13 protein-coding genes are annotated in these 17570 nt (G+C 70.8%); 8 read left to right on the plus strand and 5 right to left on the minus strand.

Annotation, left to right across the window (positions count from 1 at the left end; genetic code table 11):
* The first annotated feature begins 30 nt into the window (after window positions 1-30).
* Window positions 31-1110 (plus strand): Fic family protein, encoded by a 1080-nt coding sequence (locus JOD66_RS16160; RefSeq protein WP_204837872.1) that lies wholly within the window; start codon window positions 31-33, stop codon window positions 1108-1110.
* Between the two features lie 319 nt (window positions 1111-1429).
* Here the strand turns inward: JOD66_RS16160 and rarD are convergent, their stop codons facing one another.
* Window positions 1430-2338: an EamA family transporter RarD gene (gene rarD / locus JOD66_RS16165; RefSeq protein WP_204837873.1), complete on the minus strand. Its 909-nt coding sequence runs from the start codon at window positions 2336-2338 to the stop codon at window positions 1430-1432.
* A gap of 116 nt (window positions 2339-2454) precedes the next feature.
* Here rarD and JOD66_RS16170 point away from each other — a divergent pair, with 116 nt between their 5' ends.
* Window positions 2455-2898 carry a hypothetical protein gene (locus tag JOD66_RS16170; RefSeq protein WP_204837874.1) on the plus strand — a complete coding sequence of 148 codons (444 nt, stop codon included), beginning with the start codon at window positions 2455-2457 and terminating at the stop codon, window positions 2896-2898.
* Window positions 2899-2980: 82 nt separating this feature from the next.
* Here JOD66_RS16170 and JOD66_RS16175 read toward each other — a convergent pair whose 3' ends face one another.
* A complete protein-coding gene (locus JOD66_RS16175; RefSeq protein ID WP_239546382.1) occupies window positions 2981-4063 on the minus strand; it encodes a 2-oxoacid:ferredoxin oxidoreductase subunit beta in 1083 nt (360 codons plus the stop codon).
* Window positions 4064-4080: 17 nt separating this feature from the next.
* Window positions 4081-6060: a 2-oxoacid:acceptor oxidoreductase subunit alpha gene (locus JOD66_RS16180; protein WP_204837876.1), complete on the minus strand. Its 1980-nt coding sequence runs from the start codon at window positions 6058-6060 to the stop codon at window positions 4081-4083.
* Between the two features lie 336 nt (window positions 6061-6396).
* Between JOD66_RS16180 and JOD66_RS16185 the strand changes: the two genes are divergently transcribed.
* Genes JOD66_RS16185 through JOD66_RS16205 form a run of 5 tightly spaced genes read left to right on the plus strand, consistent with a single transcriptional unit; the run spans window position 6397 to window position 10592 of the window.
* On the plus strand, window positions 6397-7431 hold the full coding sequence (locus JOD66_RS16185) for an extracellular solute-binding protein (RefSeq protein ID WP_204837877.1): 1035 nt from the start codon (window positions 6397-6399) through the stop codon (window positions 7429-7431).
* Window positions 7428-8297, plus strand: a complete 870-nt coding sequence (gene cysT, locus JOD66_RS16190; RefSeq protein ID WP_204837878.1) for a sulfate ABC transporter permease subunit CysT — start codon at window positions 7428-7430, stop codon at window positions 8295-8297. The genes JOD66_RS16185 and cysT overlap by 4 nt, the downstream gene beginning before the upstream one ends.
* Window positions 8290-9138 carry a sulfate ABC transporter permease gene (locus JOD66_RS16195; RefSeq protein WP_204837879.1) on the plus strand — a complete coding sequence of 283 codons (849 nt, stop codon included), beginning with the start codon at window positions 8290-8292 and terminating at the stop codon, window positions 9136-9138. The genes cysT and JOD66_RS16195 overlap by 8 nt, the downstream gene beginning before the upstream one ends.
* On the plus strand, window positions 9135-10133 hold the full coding sequence (locus JOD66_RS16200) for a sulfate/molybdate ABC transporter ATP-binding protein (protein WP_204837880.1): 999 nt from the start codon (window positions 9135-9137) through the stop codon (window positions 10131-10133). The genes JOD66_RS16195 and JOD66_RS16200 overlap by 4 nt, the downstream gene beginning before the upstream one ends.
* Before the next feature lie 9 nt (window positions 10134-10142).
* On the plus strand, window positions 10143-10592 hold the full coding sequence (locus JOD66_RS16205; protein WP_204837881.1) for a hypothetical protein: 450 nt from the start codon (window positions 10143-10145) through the stop codon (window positions 10590-10592).
* Here JOD66_RS16205 and JOD66_RS16210 read toward each other — a convergent pair.
* Window positions 10549-11031, minus strand: a complete 483-nt coding sequence (locus tag JOD66_RS16210; RefSeq protein ID WP_204837882.1) for an SRPBCC domain-containing protein — start codon at window positions 11029-11031, stop codon at window positions 10549-10551. The two genes, JOD66_RS16205 and JOD66_RS16210, sit on opposite strands and share 44 nt — an antisense overlap.
* Window positions 11032-11065: 34 nt before the next feature.
* On the opposite strand from JOD66_RS16210, the gene lhgD reads away from it, so the two are divergent.
* A complete protein-coding gene (gene lhgD, locus JOD66_RS16215) occupies window positions 11066-12262 on the plus strand; it encodes an L-2-hydroxyglutarate dehydrogenase (protein WP_204837883.1) in 1197 nt (398 codons plus the stop codon).
* Here lhgD and JOD66_RS16220 read toward each other — a convergent pair.
* Complete coding sequence (locus JOD66_RS16220) at window positions 12241-17460, minus strand: sortase domain-containing protein (RefSeq protein WP_204837884.1); 5220 nt, start codon at window positions 17458-17460, stop codon at window positions 12241-12243. The two genes, lhgD and JOD66_RS16220, sit on opposite strands and share 22 nt — an antisense overlap.
* Window positions 17461-17570 lie beyond the last annotated feature (110 nt).

The raw sequence follows: 17570 nt of genomic DNA on the forward strand, positions 1-17570 counted from the left end.
GTAGCGGCGATGTGGTGAATGAGTTGACCGATGACCTGGCGACCTGAGGTCCCGTTCAACGACCTGCCGCCATTGCCGCCGGCCCTCGACATCGAGCCCAGGTCGGTGCTGAAGGCGACTGTCGGAGCCCGTGCGGCGCTCGCGACTCTGGCGCAAGCCGGTCGGCTGCTGCCGAATCCGAACGTGCTCATCCATGCTGTCCCGATCCTCGAGGCGCAGGCGAGCTCCGAGATCGAGAACATCGTGACCACGGCGGATGAGCTCTTCAAGCACGTCGATACTGGCGGTGGTGACCACGCCACCAAGGAGGCGCTGCGCTATCGCAGTGCCCTGTTCGCAGGTGTCGCCGCGCTGCGCGAGAGGCCGCTCTCCGCGCGTACCGCTGCCACGATCTGCTCCCAGCTCCAAGGCACGGACATGGATGTCCGCAGTGTGCCGGGAACGCGGATCGCCAACCCGCTGACCCGGGAGATCGTCTACGCGCCGCCCGAGGGGGCGGAGGTCATTCGGGACAAGCTGGCCGCGTGGGAGCGCTTCATCCATGCGGACGACGACCTCGACCCGCTCGTCCGGATGGCCGTCGCTCACTATCAGTTCGAGGCGATCCACCCCTTTCACGACGGCAACGGGCGCACCGGACGCGTCCTCAACATCTTGATGCTGATCGAGGCCGGACTCCTCGACGAGCCGATCCTCTACCTGTCCCGGTCGATCATCGCTCGCAAGAACGACTACTACCGACTGCTTCGTGCGGTGACGGCCGAAGGGGCGTGGATCGAGTGGATCCACTACATGCTCGACGTGGTGCGCGAGTCCGCGGAATCGGCCGTCCGCAAGATCTCGGCGATCCGTGACTGTCAGGAGGTGATCGCCGACCGCGCTCGGGCCGCGACCCCGGGTGGTCGTGACGCACAGTTCCTCGACGTCTTGTTCGAACAGCCGTACTGCCGGATCAGCGGCGTCGTCAGCCGCTGCGACGTCTCGCGACAGACCGCCTCGGTATGGCTCCATGCCCTCGTCGAGGCCGGCCTCCTCCTCGATGTGAAGGTCGGGCGCGAGCGGCTCTTCGTCAACCACGAGTTCTTGGAGGTCCTCGTCCGCCCGGAGTGATCGGCAGGGCCTGTCAGGGGTTCGGTCGAACCGTGGTTGCCTGGGCTCGTTGAAGCCGAGTTGTCCAGTTAACTTTGTAGTCGTGGCTCGGGCCACGGACGCTCCGCCCGAGCGCCCCCTGATCGCCTCGTGCGGCGGCGACGTGCACCCCGTCCGCCGCCGCCCGAGGTTCGGGATGTCTTTGTGTGACATCCGGTTGAGTCTCCCGTCGGGCGCGCCGCGTTGCCTGGACGAAGCGAAGCGAGCGAGGAACGAGCGAGCGCAGCGGAGGAAGGCGACGCGCAGCAGCGCGCCCGACATGCGAGCGCAGCGAGCCAGATCACACAGCGCAGCTCTCCGCCGCGAGCGCGAGCTGGCGGCGGTGATGGCGCAGCGCCTCCACGGTGAGGATGGCGAGCGCGACCCAGACCAGCCCGAACCCGACCCACCGGCCGGGGGGCATGTGCTCGCCGAGCAGGGTGACGCCGAGGGCGAACTGGATGGTGGGGGTGAGGTACTGGAGCAGCCCGAGCGTGGTCATCGAGACCCGGGTGGCGGCGGCGCCGAAGCAGAGCAGCGGGACGGCGGTGACGATGCCGCTCGCGAGCAGCAGGACGACGTGGCCGGGGCCCTCGCCGGTGAAGTGGGCGCGGCCGGTGCTGCCGAGCCAGACGAGATAGCCGAGGGCGAACGGGGCGATGACGGCGGTCTCGAAGGTGAGGCTCTCGATGGCGCCGACGCCGGCGGACTTCTTCGCCAGGCCGTAGGTGCCGAACGAGAAGGCGAGGACGAGGGCGATCACGGGCGGGCGACCGTAGTCGACGGTGAGCACGACGACGGCGACCAGCCCGATCGCGAGGGCGGTCCACTGGACGGGCCGGAGCCGCTCGCCGAGGATGAGGACGCCCATCAGCACGGTGACGAGCGGGTTGATGAAGTAGCCGAGCGAGGTCTCGACGACGCGGTCGCTGTTGACGCCGTAGATGTAGGTGCCCCAGTTCAGGGTGATCGTGGCGGCGGCGACCGCCAACAGCAGCGCGGTACGCCGGGCGCGGAGCACCGCGCGCAGCGCCCCGGCCCGGCGCAGCGCGAGGACCAGCAGGCTCATCACGACCAGCGACCAGACCATGCGGTGGGCCAGGATCTCGATGGCGCCGCTGGGTTTGAGCAGCGGCCAGTAGAGGGGAAAGGCACCCCACATCAGGTAGGCGAGGAACCCGAGGGTGAAGCCGCGACGCTGGTCCGACACACTGGGACCCTAGCGACGTGGGGCTGCTTCGCGCGGTCGAGGTGGTTTCAGGTCGCGCCAAGGTGGGCACGAAGGCCGTGTCCACGCACGAACCCGATCTCGAGGGGGAGTCCCTGATGCGATTCACTCGCACCATCACCGTCCTGGTGGCGGCCCTGACCGCCGCTCTGCTGGGCTTGACGCTCGCACCGACCGGCGCCCAGGCCGCCGATTCGATCCAGGTCCAGCCGTCCAACAAGGTCGTCGCCGCGAAGGGGGTCACCCCGCGCGAGGTCGGCATCGGCGCCTGCGGCCCGAACCCGCCCGACTGCTACGGCAAGCGCCTGTGGGCGAAGTTCGCCACGAACCCGCTCGCCCCCGGCGTCAAGATCAAGGTCTACGTCAAGCGCAACGGCAAGTGGGTCCGGATCGCGAAGCTGAAGACCAAGGCCAGCGGCCTCACCAAGAAGGTCTTCGTCAAGGCCGAGCGCCGCAAGACCACCCGCTACAAGGTCGTCGCCAAGGGCGACGCCGTGTACGCCAAGGCGACCTTCAAGTTCAAGGTCTACCCGCGCAGCTGACGCACTCCGTCACCACGCAACGCAACGCGCCGCCGAGCTCAGCTCGGCGGCGCGTTGCGTTGTGCCTGGCGTGGGGGGCGGGTCAGTCGATGGTCCAGGTGTCGCCCGCGTTGATGAGGGCGGTGAGCCGCTCCTCGGGGGTGCCCTGGGGTGCCGCGGCCTCGCTGGCGGTGGCGACCTGGGCGCGCGCCTGGTCGTCGTACGTCGGGCGCTCGACCTGGCGGAAGATGCCGATCGGGCTGCGGTTGAGGTAGCCGGCGTCGGTGAGCCGCGAGATGGCGAACGCCGTCGACGGGTCCGGGTTCTGGGCGTCGTGGACGATGATCTCCTCGGCCGCGACGGAGGCGGTGTCGGCGACCTCGACCCCGCCGCCGGCGCCCCGGACCAGGGCCTTGTCGCCGAGCCCGGTCTCCTCCGAGCGCACGCCGAAGGTGATCGGCTCGCCGTGGGTGAGCGGGATCAGGGCGTGCGCGTTGTCGCGGTCCTTGATCGCGTCGAAGGCGCCGTCGTTGAAGATCGGGCAGTTCTGGTAGATCTCGACGAGTGAGGTGCCGCGGTGGGCGGCCGCGGCGGCGAGCACGGCGGTGAGGTGCTTGCGGTCGGAGTCGATGGTGCGGGCCACGAAGGTGGCTTCGGCGCCCAGGGCCAGGGAGACGGGGTTGAAGGGGTGGTCGAGGGAGCCCAGGGGGGTGGACTTGGTGACCTTGCCGACCTCGCTGGTGGGGGAGTACTGGCCCTTGGTGAGGCCGTAGATGCGGTTGTTGAACAGCAGGATGGTCAGGTTGACGTTGCGGCGCAGGGCGTGGATGAGGTGGTTGCCGCCGATGGAGAGGGCGTCGCCGTCGCCGGTGACGACCCACACGGAGAGGTCTTCGCGGGCGGTGGCGATGCCGGTGGCGATCGAGGGTGCGCGGCCGTGGATGGAGTGCATGCCGTAGGTGTCGAGGTAGTAGGGGAAGCGCGAGGAGCAGCCGATGCCGGAGACGAAGACGATGTTCTCGCGGCGCAGGCCGAGGTCGGGGAGGAAGGACTGGACGGCCTTGAGGACGGCGTAGTCGCCGCAGCCGGGGCACCAGCGGACCTCCTGGTCGCTGGAGAAGTCCTTGGCGGTCTGGGTCTCGCCGTCGGCGAGGGTGGGGACGAGCGCGGTCCCCAGCGCGGGCATGGGCAGATCGATGGTGCTCATCGGACCGGAGCCTCCTCGTGGTCGGCGGGAAGATTGAGGCCGTGCTCGCCGAGGTCGACCTCGCGACCCTCGGCATCGCCGACGAGGACGCCGATGGCCTCGGCGAGCTCGGCGGCCTTGAGCGGCAGCCCGTAGACGTGGTTGTAGCCCTGGGCGTCGACGAGGTACTCGGCGCGCAGCATCTTGGAGAGCTGGCCGAGGTTCATCTCGGGGACGAGGATCTTGTCGTAGCCCCGGAGGATCTCGCCGAGGTCCTTAGGGAACGGGTTGAGGTGGCGCAGGTGGACCTGGGCGACGTGGTAGCCCGCGCGCCGGACCCGCCGGCAGGCGGCGCCGATCGGGCCGTACGTCGAGCCCCAGCCGATCACGAGGACCTTGGCCTCGCCCGAGGGGTCGTCGATCTCGAGCGGCGGGAGGGAGTCGGCGATCCGCTGGACCTTCTCGGCGCGGAGCCGGACCATCTGGTCGTGGTTGGCCGGGTCGTAGGAGATGTTGCCGTGGCCGGTCTGGACGGTGCCGGCCTTCTCCAGGCCGCCGATGCGGTGCTCGAGGCCGGCGGTGCCGGGGATGGCCCACGGGCGGGCCAGGGTGTCGCGGTCGCGGGCGTAGGGCCAGAACTCCTCGACCTGCTCGCCCTTGGCGTTGGTGGAGGTGTGGTTGGGCGCGGTCGCGAAGTTCGCCTCGATCTTCGGCAGCTCGTCGATCGACGGGATCGCCCACGGCTCGGAGCCGTTGGCGAGGTAGCCGTCGGAGAGCAGGAAGACGGGGGTGCGGTAGGTGATCGCGATCCGGGCGGCCTCGACCGCGGCGGCGAAGCAGTCGCCGGGCGACTGGGGTGCGACGATCGGGACCGGCGCCTCGCCGTTGCGGCCGTACATGGCCTGCAGCAGGTCGGCCTGCTCGGTCTTGGTGGGCAGGCCGGTCGAGGGTCCGCCGCGCTGCACGTTGACGACGACGAGCGGCAGCTCGGTCATCACGGCCAGGCCGATCGCCTCGGACTTGAGCGCGATGCCGGGGCCCGAGGTGGTGGTGATCGCGAGCTGGCCGGCGAAGGAGGCGCCGATCGCGGCGCCGATGCCGGCGATCTCGTCCTCGGCCTGCAGCGTGGTCACGCCGAACGCCTTGTGCTTGCTCAGCTCGTGGAGGATGTCGGAGGCCGGGGTGATCGGGTACGAGCCCAGGAACACCGGCAGCTCGGAGCGCACGCCGGCGGCGACCAGGCCGTAGGACAGGGCCAGGTTGCCGGTGATGTTGCGATAGGTGCCGGCGTGCATCCGGGCCGGCTTGATCTCGTACTGGACCACGAAGGTCTCGGTGGTCTCGCCGTAGTTCCAGCCGGCCTTGAAGGCGGCGATGTTGGCGCCGAGGATGTCGGCGACCTTGGCGAACTTGCGCTCCAGGAAGGCGATGGTCGGCTCGGTGGGGCGGCCGTACATCCAGGACAGCAGGCCGAGGGCGAACATGTTCTTGGCCCGCGCGGCGTCCTTGCGGGACAGGCCGAACTCCTTGACCGCCTCGACGGTGATGCCGGTCAGGTCGACGGGCTGGACCTGGAAGCCGGCCAGGATGTCGTCGACCTCACCCAGCTTGTCGAGCGGGTTGGAGGAGTAGCCGGCCTTGTCGAGGTTGCGCTTGGTGAAGTCGTGGGTGTCGACGATGATCGTCGCGCCACGGGGCAGGTCGCCCAGGTTGGCCTTGAGGGCGGCCGGGTTCATCGCGACCAGGACGTCGGGGCGGTCGCCCGCGGTGAGGATGTCGTGGTCGGCGAAGTGGATCTGGAACGACGAGACGCCGGGGATGGTGCCCTGGGGGGCCCGGATCTCGGCGGGGAAGTTGGGCAGCGTCACCAGGTCGTTGCCGAACACGGCCGACTCCTGGGTGAACCGGTCACCGGTCAGCTGCATGCCGTCGCCGGAGTCACCGGCGAACCGGATGATCACCCGGTCCAGCTGCTTGACCTGCTTGGTCTGGCTCACACCTGCTCCACTTCTCTCGAACGTCGACGAGTGCCGATTCTAGAGCCGATCTAGAACACGTTCCACTTTTTGGCCGGGCGCCCGCCCGGCCGGCGCTCCGGCCGCCCGATCGGCGCACGTCGGCAACTCCTCACCACGATAGTCCGCCGCGCTCGCGCGCCCGGTCCGGTGCCGCCTGGTGGGCGTCGCGGGCCGCTCGGGACCCCTGTGACCTCCGTCATCTCGTCGATTTGTCTACGGGCGGAGTCGGGTAACTCGCTAATGTGTATTATTCCGATCTAGTTTGAGAAACCGGCCCCCGAGAGGCCGGCCGAAGCAGAGCAAGGAATGGGTGCAATGAAGCGAGTGATCAAGGCTGCGGCCCTGGCGATGACCGGCGCACTGGCGCTGACCGCCTGCGCGAGCGCCGACGGTGGCAGCGACAGCGACAGCGGTACGACGATCAACATCGTCGGCTTCGCCGTCCCGGAGGCCGGGAACAAGGCCGCTGCGGTGGAGTTCAACAAGACCGACGCCGGCAAGGACGTGAAGTTCTCCGGCTCCTACGGCCCCTCCGGTGACCAGAGCCGCAAGGTCGTGGACAGCAAGGGCAAGGACGTCGACTACGTCGTCTTCTCGCTCGAGCCCGACATGACCCGCCTGGTCGACGCCGGCCTGGTCGCCGACGACTGGAACGCCGGACCCAACAAGGGCATCGTCTCCAGCTCGGTCGCCGTGATCGCCACCCAGAAGGGCAACCCGCTCGGCATCAAGGACTGGGACGACCTGACCCGCGACGACGTCAAGATCGTCACCCCGGACCCCGCCAGCTCCGGCTCGGCGAAGTGGAACATCCTCGCGCTCTACACCTACGCCAAGCAGAACGGCGCCACCGAGGAGCAGGCGGACGCCTTCCTCGAGAAGGTCTTCAAGAACGTCACCACCTGGGCCGCCAGCGGCCGCGAGGCGACCGAGGCGTTCAAGAAGGGCGTCGGCAACGTGCTGCTGACCTACGAGAACGAGGCCATCCTGGCCAAGCAGAACGGCGAGGACCTCGACTACATCGTCCCGAACCACACCTTCCTGATCGAGAACCCGGGCGCCGTCCTCAAGGACTCCGACCCGGCCGCGAAGGACTGGCTGGACTTCATCCTCAGCGACGAGGGCCAGACCGCGTTCGTGAAGAAGGGCTTCCGCCCCGTCGGTGACCTCGACATCTCCGGCATCGAGGTGGAGGGCGCCAACGACCCGAGCAACCCGTTCCCGACCCCCGCGTCGCTGAGCACCGCCGCCGACCTCGGCGGGTGGAGCGCCATCAACGCGGAGTGGTTCGGCAAGGACGGCGAGAAGCTCCGCTTCGACAAGCTGTACGCCGAAGCGACCAAGAAGTGACCGACACCCTCGTCACACCCGCAGGGCCGGCTCCGACACGGGGCCGGCCCTCGGGCTCTGCCAAGGGCAGCTCCGGGCTGTTCCGGCTGACGCCGACCTCGGGCCTCGGGCTCGGCGTGGCGCTGGTCTGGTTCAGCCTGCTGGTGCTGCTCCCGCTCGCCGCCGTCGTGGGCGCGGCCGCCGACGGCGGCTTCGGCCGGTTCTGGGACACCCTGACCGACGCCCAGACGTTCGCGGCGCTGCGCCTGACCGTCGTCGAAGCGCTCCTGGTCACCCTGGTCAACGCGGTCATCGGGACCGTCGTGGCGTGGGTGCTGGTCCGCGACCAGTTCCCCGGCAAGCGGATCCTCGACGTCGTCATCGACATCCCGTTCGCTCTCCCGACCATCGTCGCCGGCCTGGTGCTGCTCAGCCTGTGGGGACCGGAGAGCCCGGTGGGGGTCAACATCGTGAACACCCGGCAGGGCATCTTCCTCGCCCTGCTCTTCGTCACGCTGCCCTTCGTCGTACGAACGGTCCAGCCGGTGCTGCTCGAGCTCGACGCCGACGTGGAGGAGGCGGCGGCGTCCCTCGGGGCCTCGCGGGTCACGACCTTCCGCCGGATCATCCTGCCGAGCCTGGTCCCGGCGATCGCCGCGGGCTCCTCGCTCGGCTTCGCGCGGGCGATCAGCGAGTTCGGCTCGCTGGTGCTCATCTCGGGCAACACGCCGTACGAGACCGAGGTCGCGTCGCTGAAGATCCTCAAGTTCCTCGAGGGCGACAACCAGGCCGGAGCGGCCGCGGTCGCCGTGCTCCTGCTGATCGTGGCGGTGCTGACGATCGTGCTGCTCGACGTGATCTCGAGGCGGGTGGCGCGCCGTGGCTGACACTCGTGCGATCCGCAGCCGCAAGGGACCGGTCGCCTACACGCTGCGCGTCTTCGTCATCGTCTACCTCGCCGTGCTGGTGATCTGGCCGCTGTTCGAGGTCGGCAAGCAGACCTTCGCCCCGGCCGGTGCGGGCGACGAGGGCGGCTTCGGCGCCTTCTGGGAGCGGCTCACCGACCCCTCGGTGACCTATGCGTTCAGCCTGACGCTGACCGTGGCGTTCTGGGCGGTGCTGATCAACACCCTGTTCGGGGTGGGGATCTCGCTGCTGCTGGTGCGCTACCAGTTCCCGGGCCGCCGGATCCTGTCCGTGCTCGTCGACCTGCCGATGTCGGTCTCCCCGGTCGTCGTCGGTCTCGCGCTGGTGCTGGCCTACAGCACCGGCAAGGGCTGGTTCGGCGGAGCGCTGGAGTCGATCGGCTTCTACGTCATCGGCACCACGCCCGGCCTGATCATGGCCACCGCGTTCGTCAGCCTGCCGCTGGTGATCCGCGAGATCGTGCCCGTGCTGGAGGAGATCGGCACCGACGCCGAGCTCGCCGCCAGCAGCCTCGGAGCCAGCGGCTGGCAGACCTTCCGGCGGATCACGCTGCCCAGCATCAAGTGGGCCGTCGTGTACGGCGTCGTGCTCAGCATGGCCCGCTCGCTCGGCGAGTTCGGCGCGGTCAAGATCGTCAGCCCCGGCGCCGAGATGCGCGGCGAGACCGCCACCCTTCTCATCCAGAACCGCTACAACAACTACGAGGAGCCCACGGCGTACGCCGCCGCGTTCGTGCTCGTGCTGGTCTCCGTGCTGGCCCTCGTCGTCGTCTCTCTGATCCGCAAGGAGGATCACGCATGAGCATCGAAGTGAGAGGGATCGGCAAGCGCTACGGCGACTTCGTCGCCCTCGAGGACATCAACGTCTCCCTCCCGACCGGCCAGCTGACCGCCCTGCTCGGGCCCAGCGGCGGCGGCAAGTCCACCCTGCTGCGGATCATCGCCGGGCTCGAGGGAGCCGACTCCGGCTCGGTCGAGATCGAGGGCGTGGACGCCACCAGGCTGCCCCCGCAGAAGCGCAACGTCGGCTTCGTGTTCCAGCACTACGCCGTGTTCAAGCACATGACGGTCGCCAAGAACGTCGCCTTCGGCCTGGAGATCCGCAAGCGGCCCAAGCCCGAGGTGAAGGCGAAGGTGGCCGAGCTGCTCGAGCTGGTGCACCTCTCGCAGTTCGCGCACCGGCTGCCCTCCCAGCTCTCCGGCGGTCAGCGCCAGCGGCTCGCGCTCGCGCGGGCGCTCGCCGTCGAGCCGTCGGTGCTGCTGCTCGACGAGCCGTTCGGCGCGCTTGACGCGAAGGTGCGCAAGGAGCTGCGTGACTGGCTGCGCCGGCTGCACGACGAGGTGCACGTGACCACCGTCTTCGTGACCCACGACCAGGAGGAGGCGCTCGAGGTCGCCGACGAGATCGTCGTCATCAACGAGGGGCGGATCGAGCAGATCGGCACCCCCGACCAGCTCTACGACGAGCCGGCGAACGACTTCGTGATGGGCTTCCTCGGTGCGGTCACCCAGCTCGGCCCGGTCGCACTGCGCCCGCACGACATCGAGGTCGCCGTCGAGCCCGGCGTACCCGGTGCGGCGGCGGGCGTCGTCCAGCGGGCTCTGCGGGTCGGCTTCGAGGTGCGCCTCACGGTCGACGTCGAGGGCCAGGCGGAGCCGGTGCTGGTGGTGCTCTCGCGCACCCACGCGCGGGCGCTGGACCTGGAGCTCGGCAGCCGGGTCTGGCTGAGCCCCACCACCGGTGCGACGACGGTGCCGGTGCTCGGGGTTCCGCGGGATGCGGTGGCGTCCGCCTAGTCTGGGCGGGTGAGCTATCTCCGCGCGACGAGGGTCCTGTGCTGGCTGCTCGGGATCGCGGTGCTGGTGTCGGTCGTCCACTACGTCGACAACTACGTCAACTACGACGACTACCCGGTGCCCGGTCCCGACGCGGCCGTGCCGGCGCCGTCCGCGACCCTGGTCGCCGTGGGCTGGTTCGTGTTCACGGCGTTCGGGGCGGTGGGCCTGCTGCTGTGGTTCCGTCGCCACATCACCTCGGCGGCGGTGGCGCTCACCGGCTACTCGGTGTCGGGCCTGATCGGCGTCGCCCACTACACGGTGCCGGGCGCCACCGACATGGTCTGGTGGCGCCAGGCGCACGTGCTGGCCGACATCGTCTGTGGGGCGGCGGTGCTGGGCTTCGCGCTGTGGGCGGCGAAGAACTCCGACGAGCTCATCCCTCCCGGCGCGAAGCCTCCTGCTCCGCCCGCTGCTTGAGCCCCTCGGCGTGGCGGCGGAAGCCGTCGGCCACCCGGGCCGGACCGGCCAGGCGGACGAGCGGGCCGCGGAACTCCTCGACCGTCGCGTACGTCGTGGGCCCGCCCGGCCGCTGCGTGAGGCGCTGGTGCCGCACGCCCCGGACCAGCCCGAGCCGGGCCGGCAGGCCCTCGTAGACGTAGGACATGAGCGCGCTCGTCGCGCCGGTCGCCGGGTCGGTGGCCGGGGCGTCCAGCGCGGTGATCCGCTCGGGGGAGCGGGTCCGGCGGCCGTCGGCCCACACGACGTGGAGCAGGATCGGATTGCCGACGGCGGCGGGCTGCGCGGTCTCGGCGCGCTCGACGAAGGGGTTCCACTCGCCGTACCGCTCGGTGTCGGTCATCACCGCCCACACCACGGCGAGCGGGGCGTCGATGTCGATCTGTGCGGAGGGGTTCACGGCGCCATCATGACCGACCCGCGATCATGGGGTCGTGAGCGCGGGCACGATCGGCATCGTCGGCGGCGGCATCCTGGGCCTGGCGGTGGGCCGGGAGCTGACCCGCCGCCGCCCGGGCGTGCGGGTCGTCGTCCTCGAGAAGGAGGACCGGCTCGCCGCGCACCAGACCGGGCACAACTCGGGGGTGGTGCACGCCGGCATCTACTACCGGCCGGGCAGCCTCAAGGCCGAGCTGTGCACCCGCGGACGCGCGCTGCTGCGCGACTACTGCGCCGAGCACGCGATCGCGTACGACGAGTGCGGCAAGCTCGTGGTCGCGGTCGACCCGGACGAGCTGCCGCGCTTCGAGGCGCTGGCCCGCACGGCGCGGGACAACGGCGTCCCCGGCCTGCGCCGCCTCGACGGGGCGGCGCTGCGGGAGGTGGAGCCGCACGCCGCGGGGCTGGTCGCGCTGCACTCGCCGCGCACCGCGATCACCGACTACGTCGCCGTCGCGGAGGCGCTCGCCCGGGAGATCGTGGCGGCCGGCGGGTCGGTGCGGCTCGGCGCCGAGGTCACCGACGTGGCGCGGGTGCCGGGCGGGGTGTCGGTCAGGGCGGGGGAGGACGCGCACCTGGTGGACCGGCTGGTGGTGTGCGGCGGGCTGCAGTCCGACCGGCTGGGTCGGCTGGCGGGAGGTCCGGCGACCCCGCGGATCGTGCCCTTCCGAGGCGAGTACATGCAGGTGTCGCCGGCCAAGGCCGACCTGGTCCGCGGCATGGTCTATCCGGTGCCGGACCCGGCCTACCCCTTCCTCGGCGTGCACTTCACCCGCCGGGTCGGCGGTGGCCTCGAGGTCGGCCCGAATGCCTTCCTCGCGTTCAGCCGCGACGACTACGGCCGTGCCGCACTCTCGCCGCGCGACCTCGCCGACACGCTGGGCTACGCCGGCTTCTGGCGCTTCGCGCGCCGCCACTGGCGCACCGGGATCGGCGAGCTGCGCGGCGTGCTGTCGCGCACGGCGTACCTGCGCGGCGCCCAGCGCTATGTCCCCGCCATCGGGCCCGGCGACGTCACCCGCGCCGGGCTCGGGCTGCGCGCCCAGGCGGTCGAGGCGGACGGGTCGCTGGTCGACGACTTCGTGATCCAGCACGGCGACGGGGTGACGGTCGTCCGGAACGCGCCGTCACCCGCCGCGACCTCCAGCCTGGCGATCGCCGAGCACGTCGTTCAATCGATCAGCTTGGCGTAGGCCAGGCTGCGGTACCTGTACCGGCCGCTCCCGTCGAGCGCCCACCGGTTGCACGTGGTCAGCACCAGCTGCGAGGGACCGAGATTGCTCTGCAGCTCGGCCATCCGCTTCTCGGAGAGGTTCAGCGGGGCCCGGGCGATCGCCCGGGTCACCCGGTAGGTCAGCACCTTGCCGGAGGCCAGCTCGACCTGCACCGTCGCGCTCTTGCGCAGTCTCGGCAGCTTGTTGCCGGCGGCCCACCCGCTGCGGTTGGAGTGCAGTGCCACCAGCACCGAGCCGGGGCCGCCCGGCTCGCCGTCGCCCTGCCAGAAGTAGGCCTGGCCGAGGGCGGTCCGGTTCAGCGGGACCCGCTGCGTGGCCGTCGCCCGCAGCTCGGCCGACACCCCGGCCGACGGCACCAGCAGCCGCCCGCCGCCCCAGGCGGCCTGCCGCACGCCGGTGGTCGGCGCGACCGCCTTGACCTTGCAGCCGCCCTTCACCTTCGCCTTCGCCAGGACCGCGCCGCCGTCCATCACCACGCGCACCACCTTGCCGATCCGCAGGCCGGCGAGATGGAGGTCGCGGGTCAGGCCCGGGGCGACCTCCGCCGTGGCCCGCACCTTCTTGCCGACGCGGACCCGGACCGTGCCCGCGATGGTGGAGGAGATCGGGTTGGTCGCCGTGACCAGCGCCTCGCCGTACCGCTTGGTCACGCAGGCGGTCTTGACCGAGGCCTGCATCGACAGCTGGACGCCGCCGACCTGCCCCGGCGTGCAGACCCGGACCTGCTCGTTCGCCGACTGCTGGGTCTCCACGATGGTCGCGGTGTTGGTCCAGGTCTGACACTGGCCGGGCGTGGCCGACAGGGGCAGCGTGTAGTCGAACGCGGTCGGCTGGCCCTGGGCGTTCCAGTTCGCCGTCCCGAGCGTCGCGGGAGCGCCGACGGTGCCGGCCTTGTCGTCGGTGACGGTGACCGTCCGGTTCGTCTCAGCGTCCAGCACGAAGGCGACCGGCACCTGGGTCACGACCGGCGAGCCGGCCGCCCAGGCGACCGACACGGTGGCCGTCCCGTCGACGTAGCCGCTGTCGGGAAGGTCGCAGGCGATGGGTACGTCGACCGTCTGCCCGGCTGGCACGGTCACCGGCGAGCCGGTCGCGACGCAGGTGGCCGGGCCGCCGACGTCGAGGGTGACCGTGATGCCGGCCGAGAGGTCCTTGAAGTCGTTCGGGTTGGTCACCTGCACCGAGCCCGCCGCCGTCCAGCCGCTGTCGGTGGCCGCACCCGGGACCGCCGAGACGACGTAGCGCGCGGTGGCCTTGCCGTCGGGGCCGGCCTGGAGCTGGGTCTGGTCGGCCTCCTTGGTGATCGACCAGGCGTAGGACCGGTCGAAGTCGCCGTCGACCGCGGCCGCCGCGGCGGGCGTCCTCACCACGCACAGCTCGACCGACTCGTCGGCGGACTGGTCGGTCTGCACGATGACGGCGGTGTTGTCGTAGGTCGTGCAGGTCCCGGCGACGCCGGACTTGGTGACCGTGTAGGTGTAGGAGAACGGCCCGTTGTCCCAGGTGCTGGTGCCGAGCGGGTGGCTGGCTCCCGGCTCGGTCTTGTCGTCGTTGACGTCGACCGACTTGTCGACCTCGTCGTCGACCTCGAGGCTCAGCGCCGCGCTGCCGGTGGCCGTCGCGGGCTCGTCGTCCGGGTCGGTCCAGCTCGCGGTGGCGGTGTTGGTGCCCGTGTACGACGCGGGCTTCGCCTGGAAGGTGCAGGCGTAGTCGAGCTCCTTCGTCGCGCCCGGGGCGAGCTCGACGTCGGTGCCGCCGGTGACCGTGCAGACACCGCCGGTCACGCCCGACAGGTCGTCGGTGACGTCGGCGACGATGCCGCCGTCGGCGTAGGTGTTCGGGTTGTGCACGGTGATCACGCCGTGCGCCTCCCAGCCGGAGTCGGTGAACCCGTCCTTGGCGACGTCGACGGTGTAGTGGAAGTCGTGGCTCTGCCCGTCGCGGATCTCCGCCGTGGTCTGGTCGGCCGCCTTGGCGATCGTCCAGTGGTAGGTGCGGTCGAAGGTGCCCTCGGCGGTCTTGGTGACGGTGAGCGGCGCCTCCCGGCACACCTCCACCTGCGCGCTCGCGGTCTGGGCGGTCTCGGTGATCGTGGCGGTGTTGTCGTAGGTCTCGCAGACGCCGAGGGTGCCCGCGGGAGCCGTCCAGTCGTACTCGAAGGTGGTCGCCTGGGTGCCGTCACCCCAGTCGGCGGTGCCGAGCGTGGTGCTCGGGGCCTTGGGGTCGGTCACCGTCACCGTCTTGTCGACGTCGGTGACCTTGGTGAAGCTCACCGGCACCTGGGTCGCGACGGTCTTGCCGCCGAAGGCCGCCGTCGCGGTGTTCGTACCGCTCGGGTGGGTGGTCACGTCGCCGGTGCAGGTGTACGGGACGACGGCCGTGTCGCCGATCGCCACGACGACCGTGGGATCGCCCGTGATCGCGCAGGTCCAGCCGGGGACCCCCGACACGTCGGACACGGTCGTGGTCAGCGCCGTCGTGGTCGACGGGTTGGTCACCGAGATCGTCCCCGACCAGGACGCCGTCCCGTCGGTGAACCCGTCGGGCGTGGCGGTCACGCCGTAGTGGAAGGTCGCGCTGCCGTCGGGCCCGATCTCGACGGAGTCCTCGTCGACGGTCTTGGCGAGCTTCCACTTGTAGGTGCGGCCGTACTCCGCCTTCACGGACTTGGTGATGCCCGGACGGCACACCTCGGTGGTCGCCGTGCTGGACTGGCCGGTGCCGGTGATCGACACCTCGTTGTCGTACGTCGTGCACGCACCTGCCGCGAGGCCGGTGTCGAGCTGCACGGAGGCGTCGATGGTGACGGTGTGCTGGGCGTTGGCGTTCCAGACGTCGACCCAGTTGAGGGTGGCCGGGGTGAGGGTCACTCCGGCCGGGCTGCCGCCGGCCTCGGTGATCTCGTCGACCAGGTCGATGTCCTTGTGGGCCGGCGTCTCGGTGGTCTCGCTGTCCTCGACCGCGTTGTCGTAGGTCGCGGACCCGTGGGGGGAGAAGTAGGCGCTCTCGTCCCAGGCGACCTCGGCGGTGTTGGTGCCGTGGTAGTCGTCGGGCCACGAGCCGGCGTCGATGGTGCACGTGTAGTCGAGCACCAGCGTGTCCTTCGCCGGCACCACCGCGTCGTCGCCACCGGTGACGGCGCAGGCATAGGTGTCGCCGTTGAGCGCGAAGGTGTCCGTGACGTCGGCAGTCACGTCCCAGTCGTTGGGATTGCTGACCGTGATCTTGCCGGCGAGGATCGGCTTGGAGTCCGAGGTCGGTTTCGCCTCGACCGCGATCTGGTAGTCGACGGTCGTCTTGCCGTCGTCGCCGACGAAGACGCTGGCCGGGCCGGTCTTCTCGACGTCCCAGTTGTAGGTGCGCTCGTAGGCCACGGCGACGGTCTTCGTGATCGACAGGTCGAGCCCGACGCAGACCGCGACCGACGCGCTGTCGGTGCGCGGCGTCCCGGAGTCGGTCTCGGTGAGCGTCGCCGTGTTGTCGTACGACGTGCACGTGCCCGGCGTACCGGCGAGCTCGAGCTGGTAGTCGAAGACCCGCTGGTGGCCCGGCAGCGCCCACACGTCGTCCCACGCCAGGGTGCCCAGCGCGCCCTGGCGGGAGTCGGTGACGGTGACCGACTCGTCGGTGCGGGAGGTGCGCTGGAAGGTGTAGTCCTTGGTCGCCACGGCGCTGCCCTGGGGCGCGTTGGCCGGGTCGTTGACGTCGCTCTGCTGCTGCGGGTAGGCGGCGCGGCTCCAGGTCAGGGTCGCGGTGTTGGTGCCCTGCAGGCTCGCCGGCGCGGCGGCGTAGCTGCAGGTGTAGCCGAGCGTCGTCGGGCCCGGGGGCAGGGTGCGCTGCTCGCCGGCCAGCCCGGCGTCGGCGTCGGTGCCGGCGACCGTGCAGGCCGTGCTGTCGCTGAGCAGGTCGGTGACGGTGACGACCATGGGGCGGGCGTTGGGGTTGGTGATGCTGAGGGAGCCGACGACCTGGTAGTCGCTGGTCTGCTCGGGACCGGCGGTCACGGTCACGGTGTACGACGGCTTGGCCGTGGTCCCGGCGGGCACCTGCCAGGTGTCCTGGTCGACGGCCTTGGCGATGGTCCAGTCGTAGCTGGCGGCGTACGACGCCACGGCGGTCTTGGTGAGGGTCGGGGGCAGCCACCGGTGCGGGTCGGCGAAGTTGACCGTGACGCTCGCCGCCTCGCCGACGCTCACCTGCTGGGTGCGGTCGGCGGGTGGCGGCAGCAGCATGCCGGTGGGCGGGGCGGTCTCGGTCACGGTGTAGCTGCCGGGCTCGACCGGGTCGATCACGATCACGCCGTTGGCCGCGCCGTCGTCGTCGCCCGCTCCGCCGTCGGTCACGCTCAGGTTCGGGGCGGCGCTGCCGGGCGTCGGGTCCGGGGTGATCTGGAAGGTGGCGCCCGGAGCCGGGTTGCCCTGCGGGTCGCGCTTGTTGATGGTGAGCCTGCCGCACGTGGAGGGCACGGAGAGATCGGCGACCACGTAGTCCTTGAGGGCGGAGGACGGGGAGTCCGAGGACCGCGAGCGCATGTTGATGGTGCCGAACTCGTTGGAGCAGGTGCCCGCGGGGAAGAGGGCCGACAGGTTGAGCGCGCCCTCGCCGAAGAGGTCGTCGGCGCTGGTGGCGCCCTCGAAGGCCGCTCCCGGGACGGGGATCTCGCACCAGCCGGCCGCCGGGACGTAGGCGGGGCCGGTGACCTCGGTGCAGCCGGCGCCCCAGGCGCCACTGCTCTTCAGGGTCCAGGTGTAGGCGTGGGCCACGGAGAAGTCGCCGCCGCCGTGCTGCTGGACGTCGATCATCAGGTCGCCGACCGAGCGGACCGGCCGGGCGGGCGGACCGGCGGTGTCCTTGAGCTGGTTGAACTCGACGTCGTAGTTGACGGTGCCGTTGTTGGAGTCGCGCTGGAAGGCGAAGTAGGCGTAGACGGTGCCGCCGACGGTCCGGGTGTGCACCCATGCGTCGGTGATGTCGCCCTTCGGCTGGGCGACCCCGCTCGCCGCCGACCAGCTGGACGGGTTGTCGAACTCTCCGGGGTTCTGGTACTGCGTGCCGTCCTTGACCCCGTCGACGATGTGCGTGCCGACGGTGTCCCAGTCGAGCCCGCCGTTCGACACCGTGTTGCCGTCGATCTCGAAGCCCCCGACGACGCCCATGGCGACGGTCGTACCCACCCGGGCCGGGGCCGCGGCCGGGGCCGTGGCCGGTGCCGCGGCCGCGGGAACCGCGACCGAGACGCAGGCAAGAGTCGTGGCAGCGATCAGTC

The sequence above is a fragment of the Nocardioides nitrophenolicus genome, from assembly GCF_016907515.1.
In the GTDB taxonomy this organism is placed as follows: domain Bacteria; phylum Actinomycetota; class Actinomycetes; order Propionibacteriales; family Nocardioidaceae; genus Nocardioides; species Nocardioides nitrophenolicus.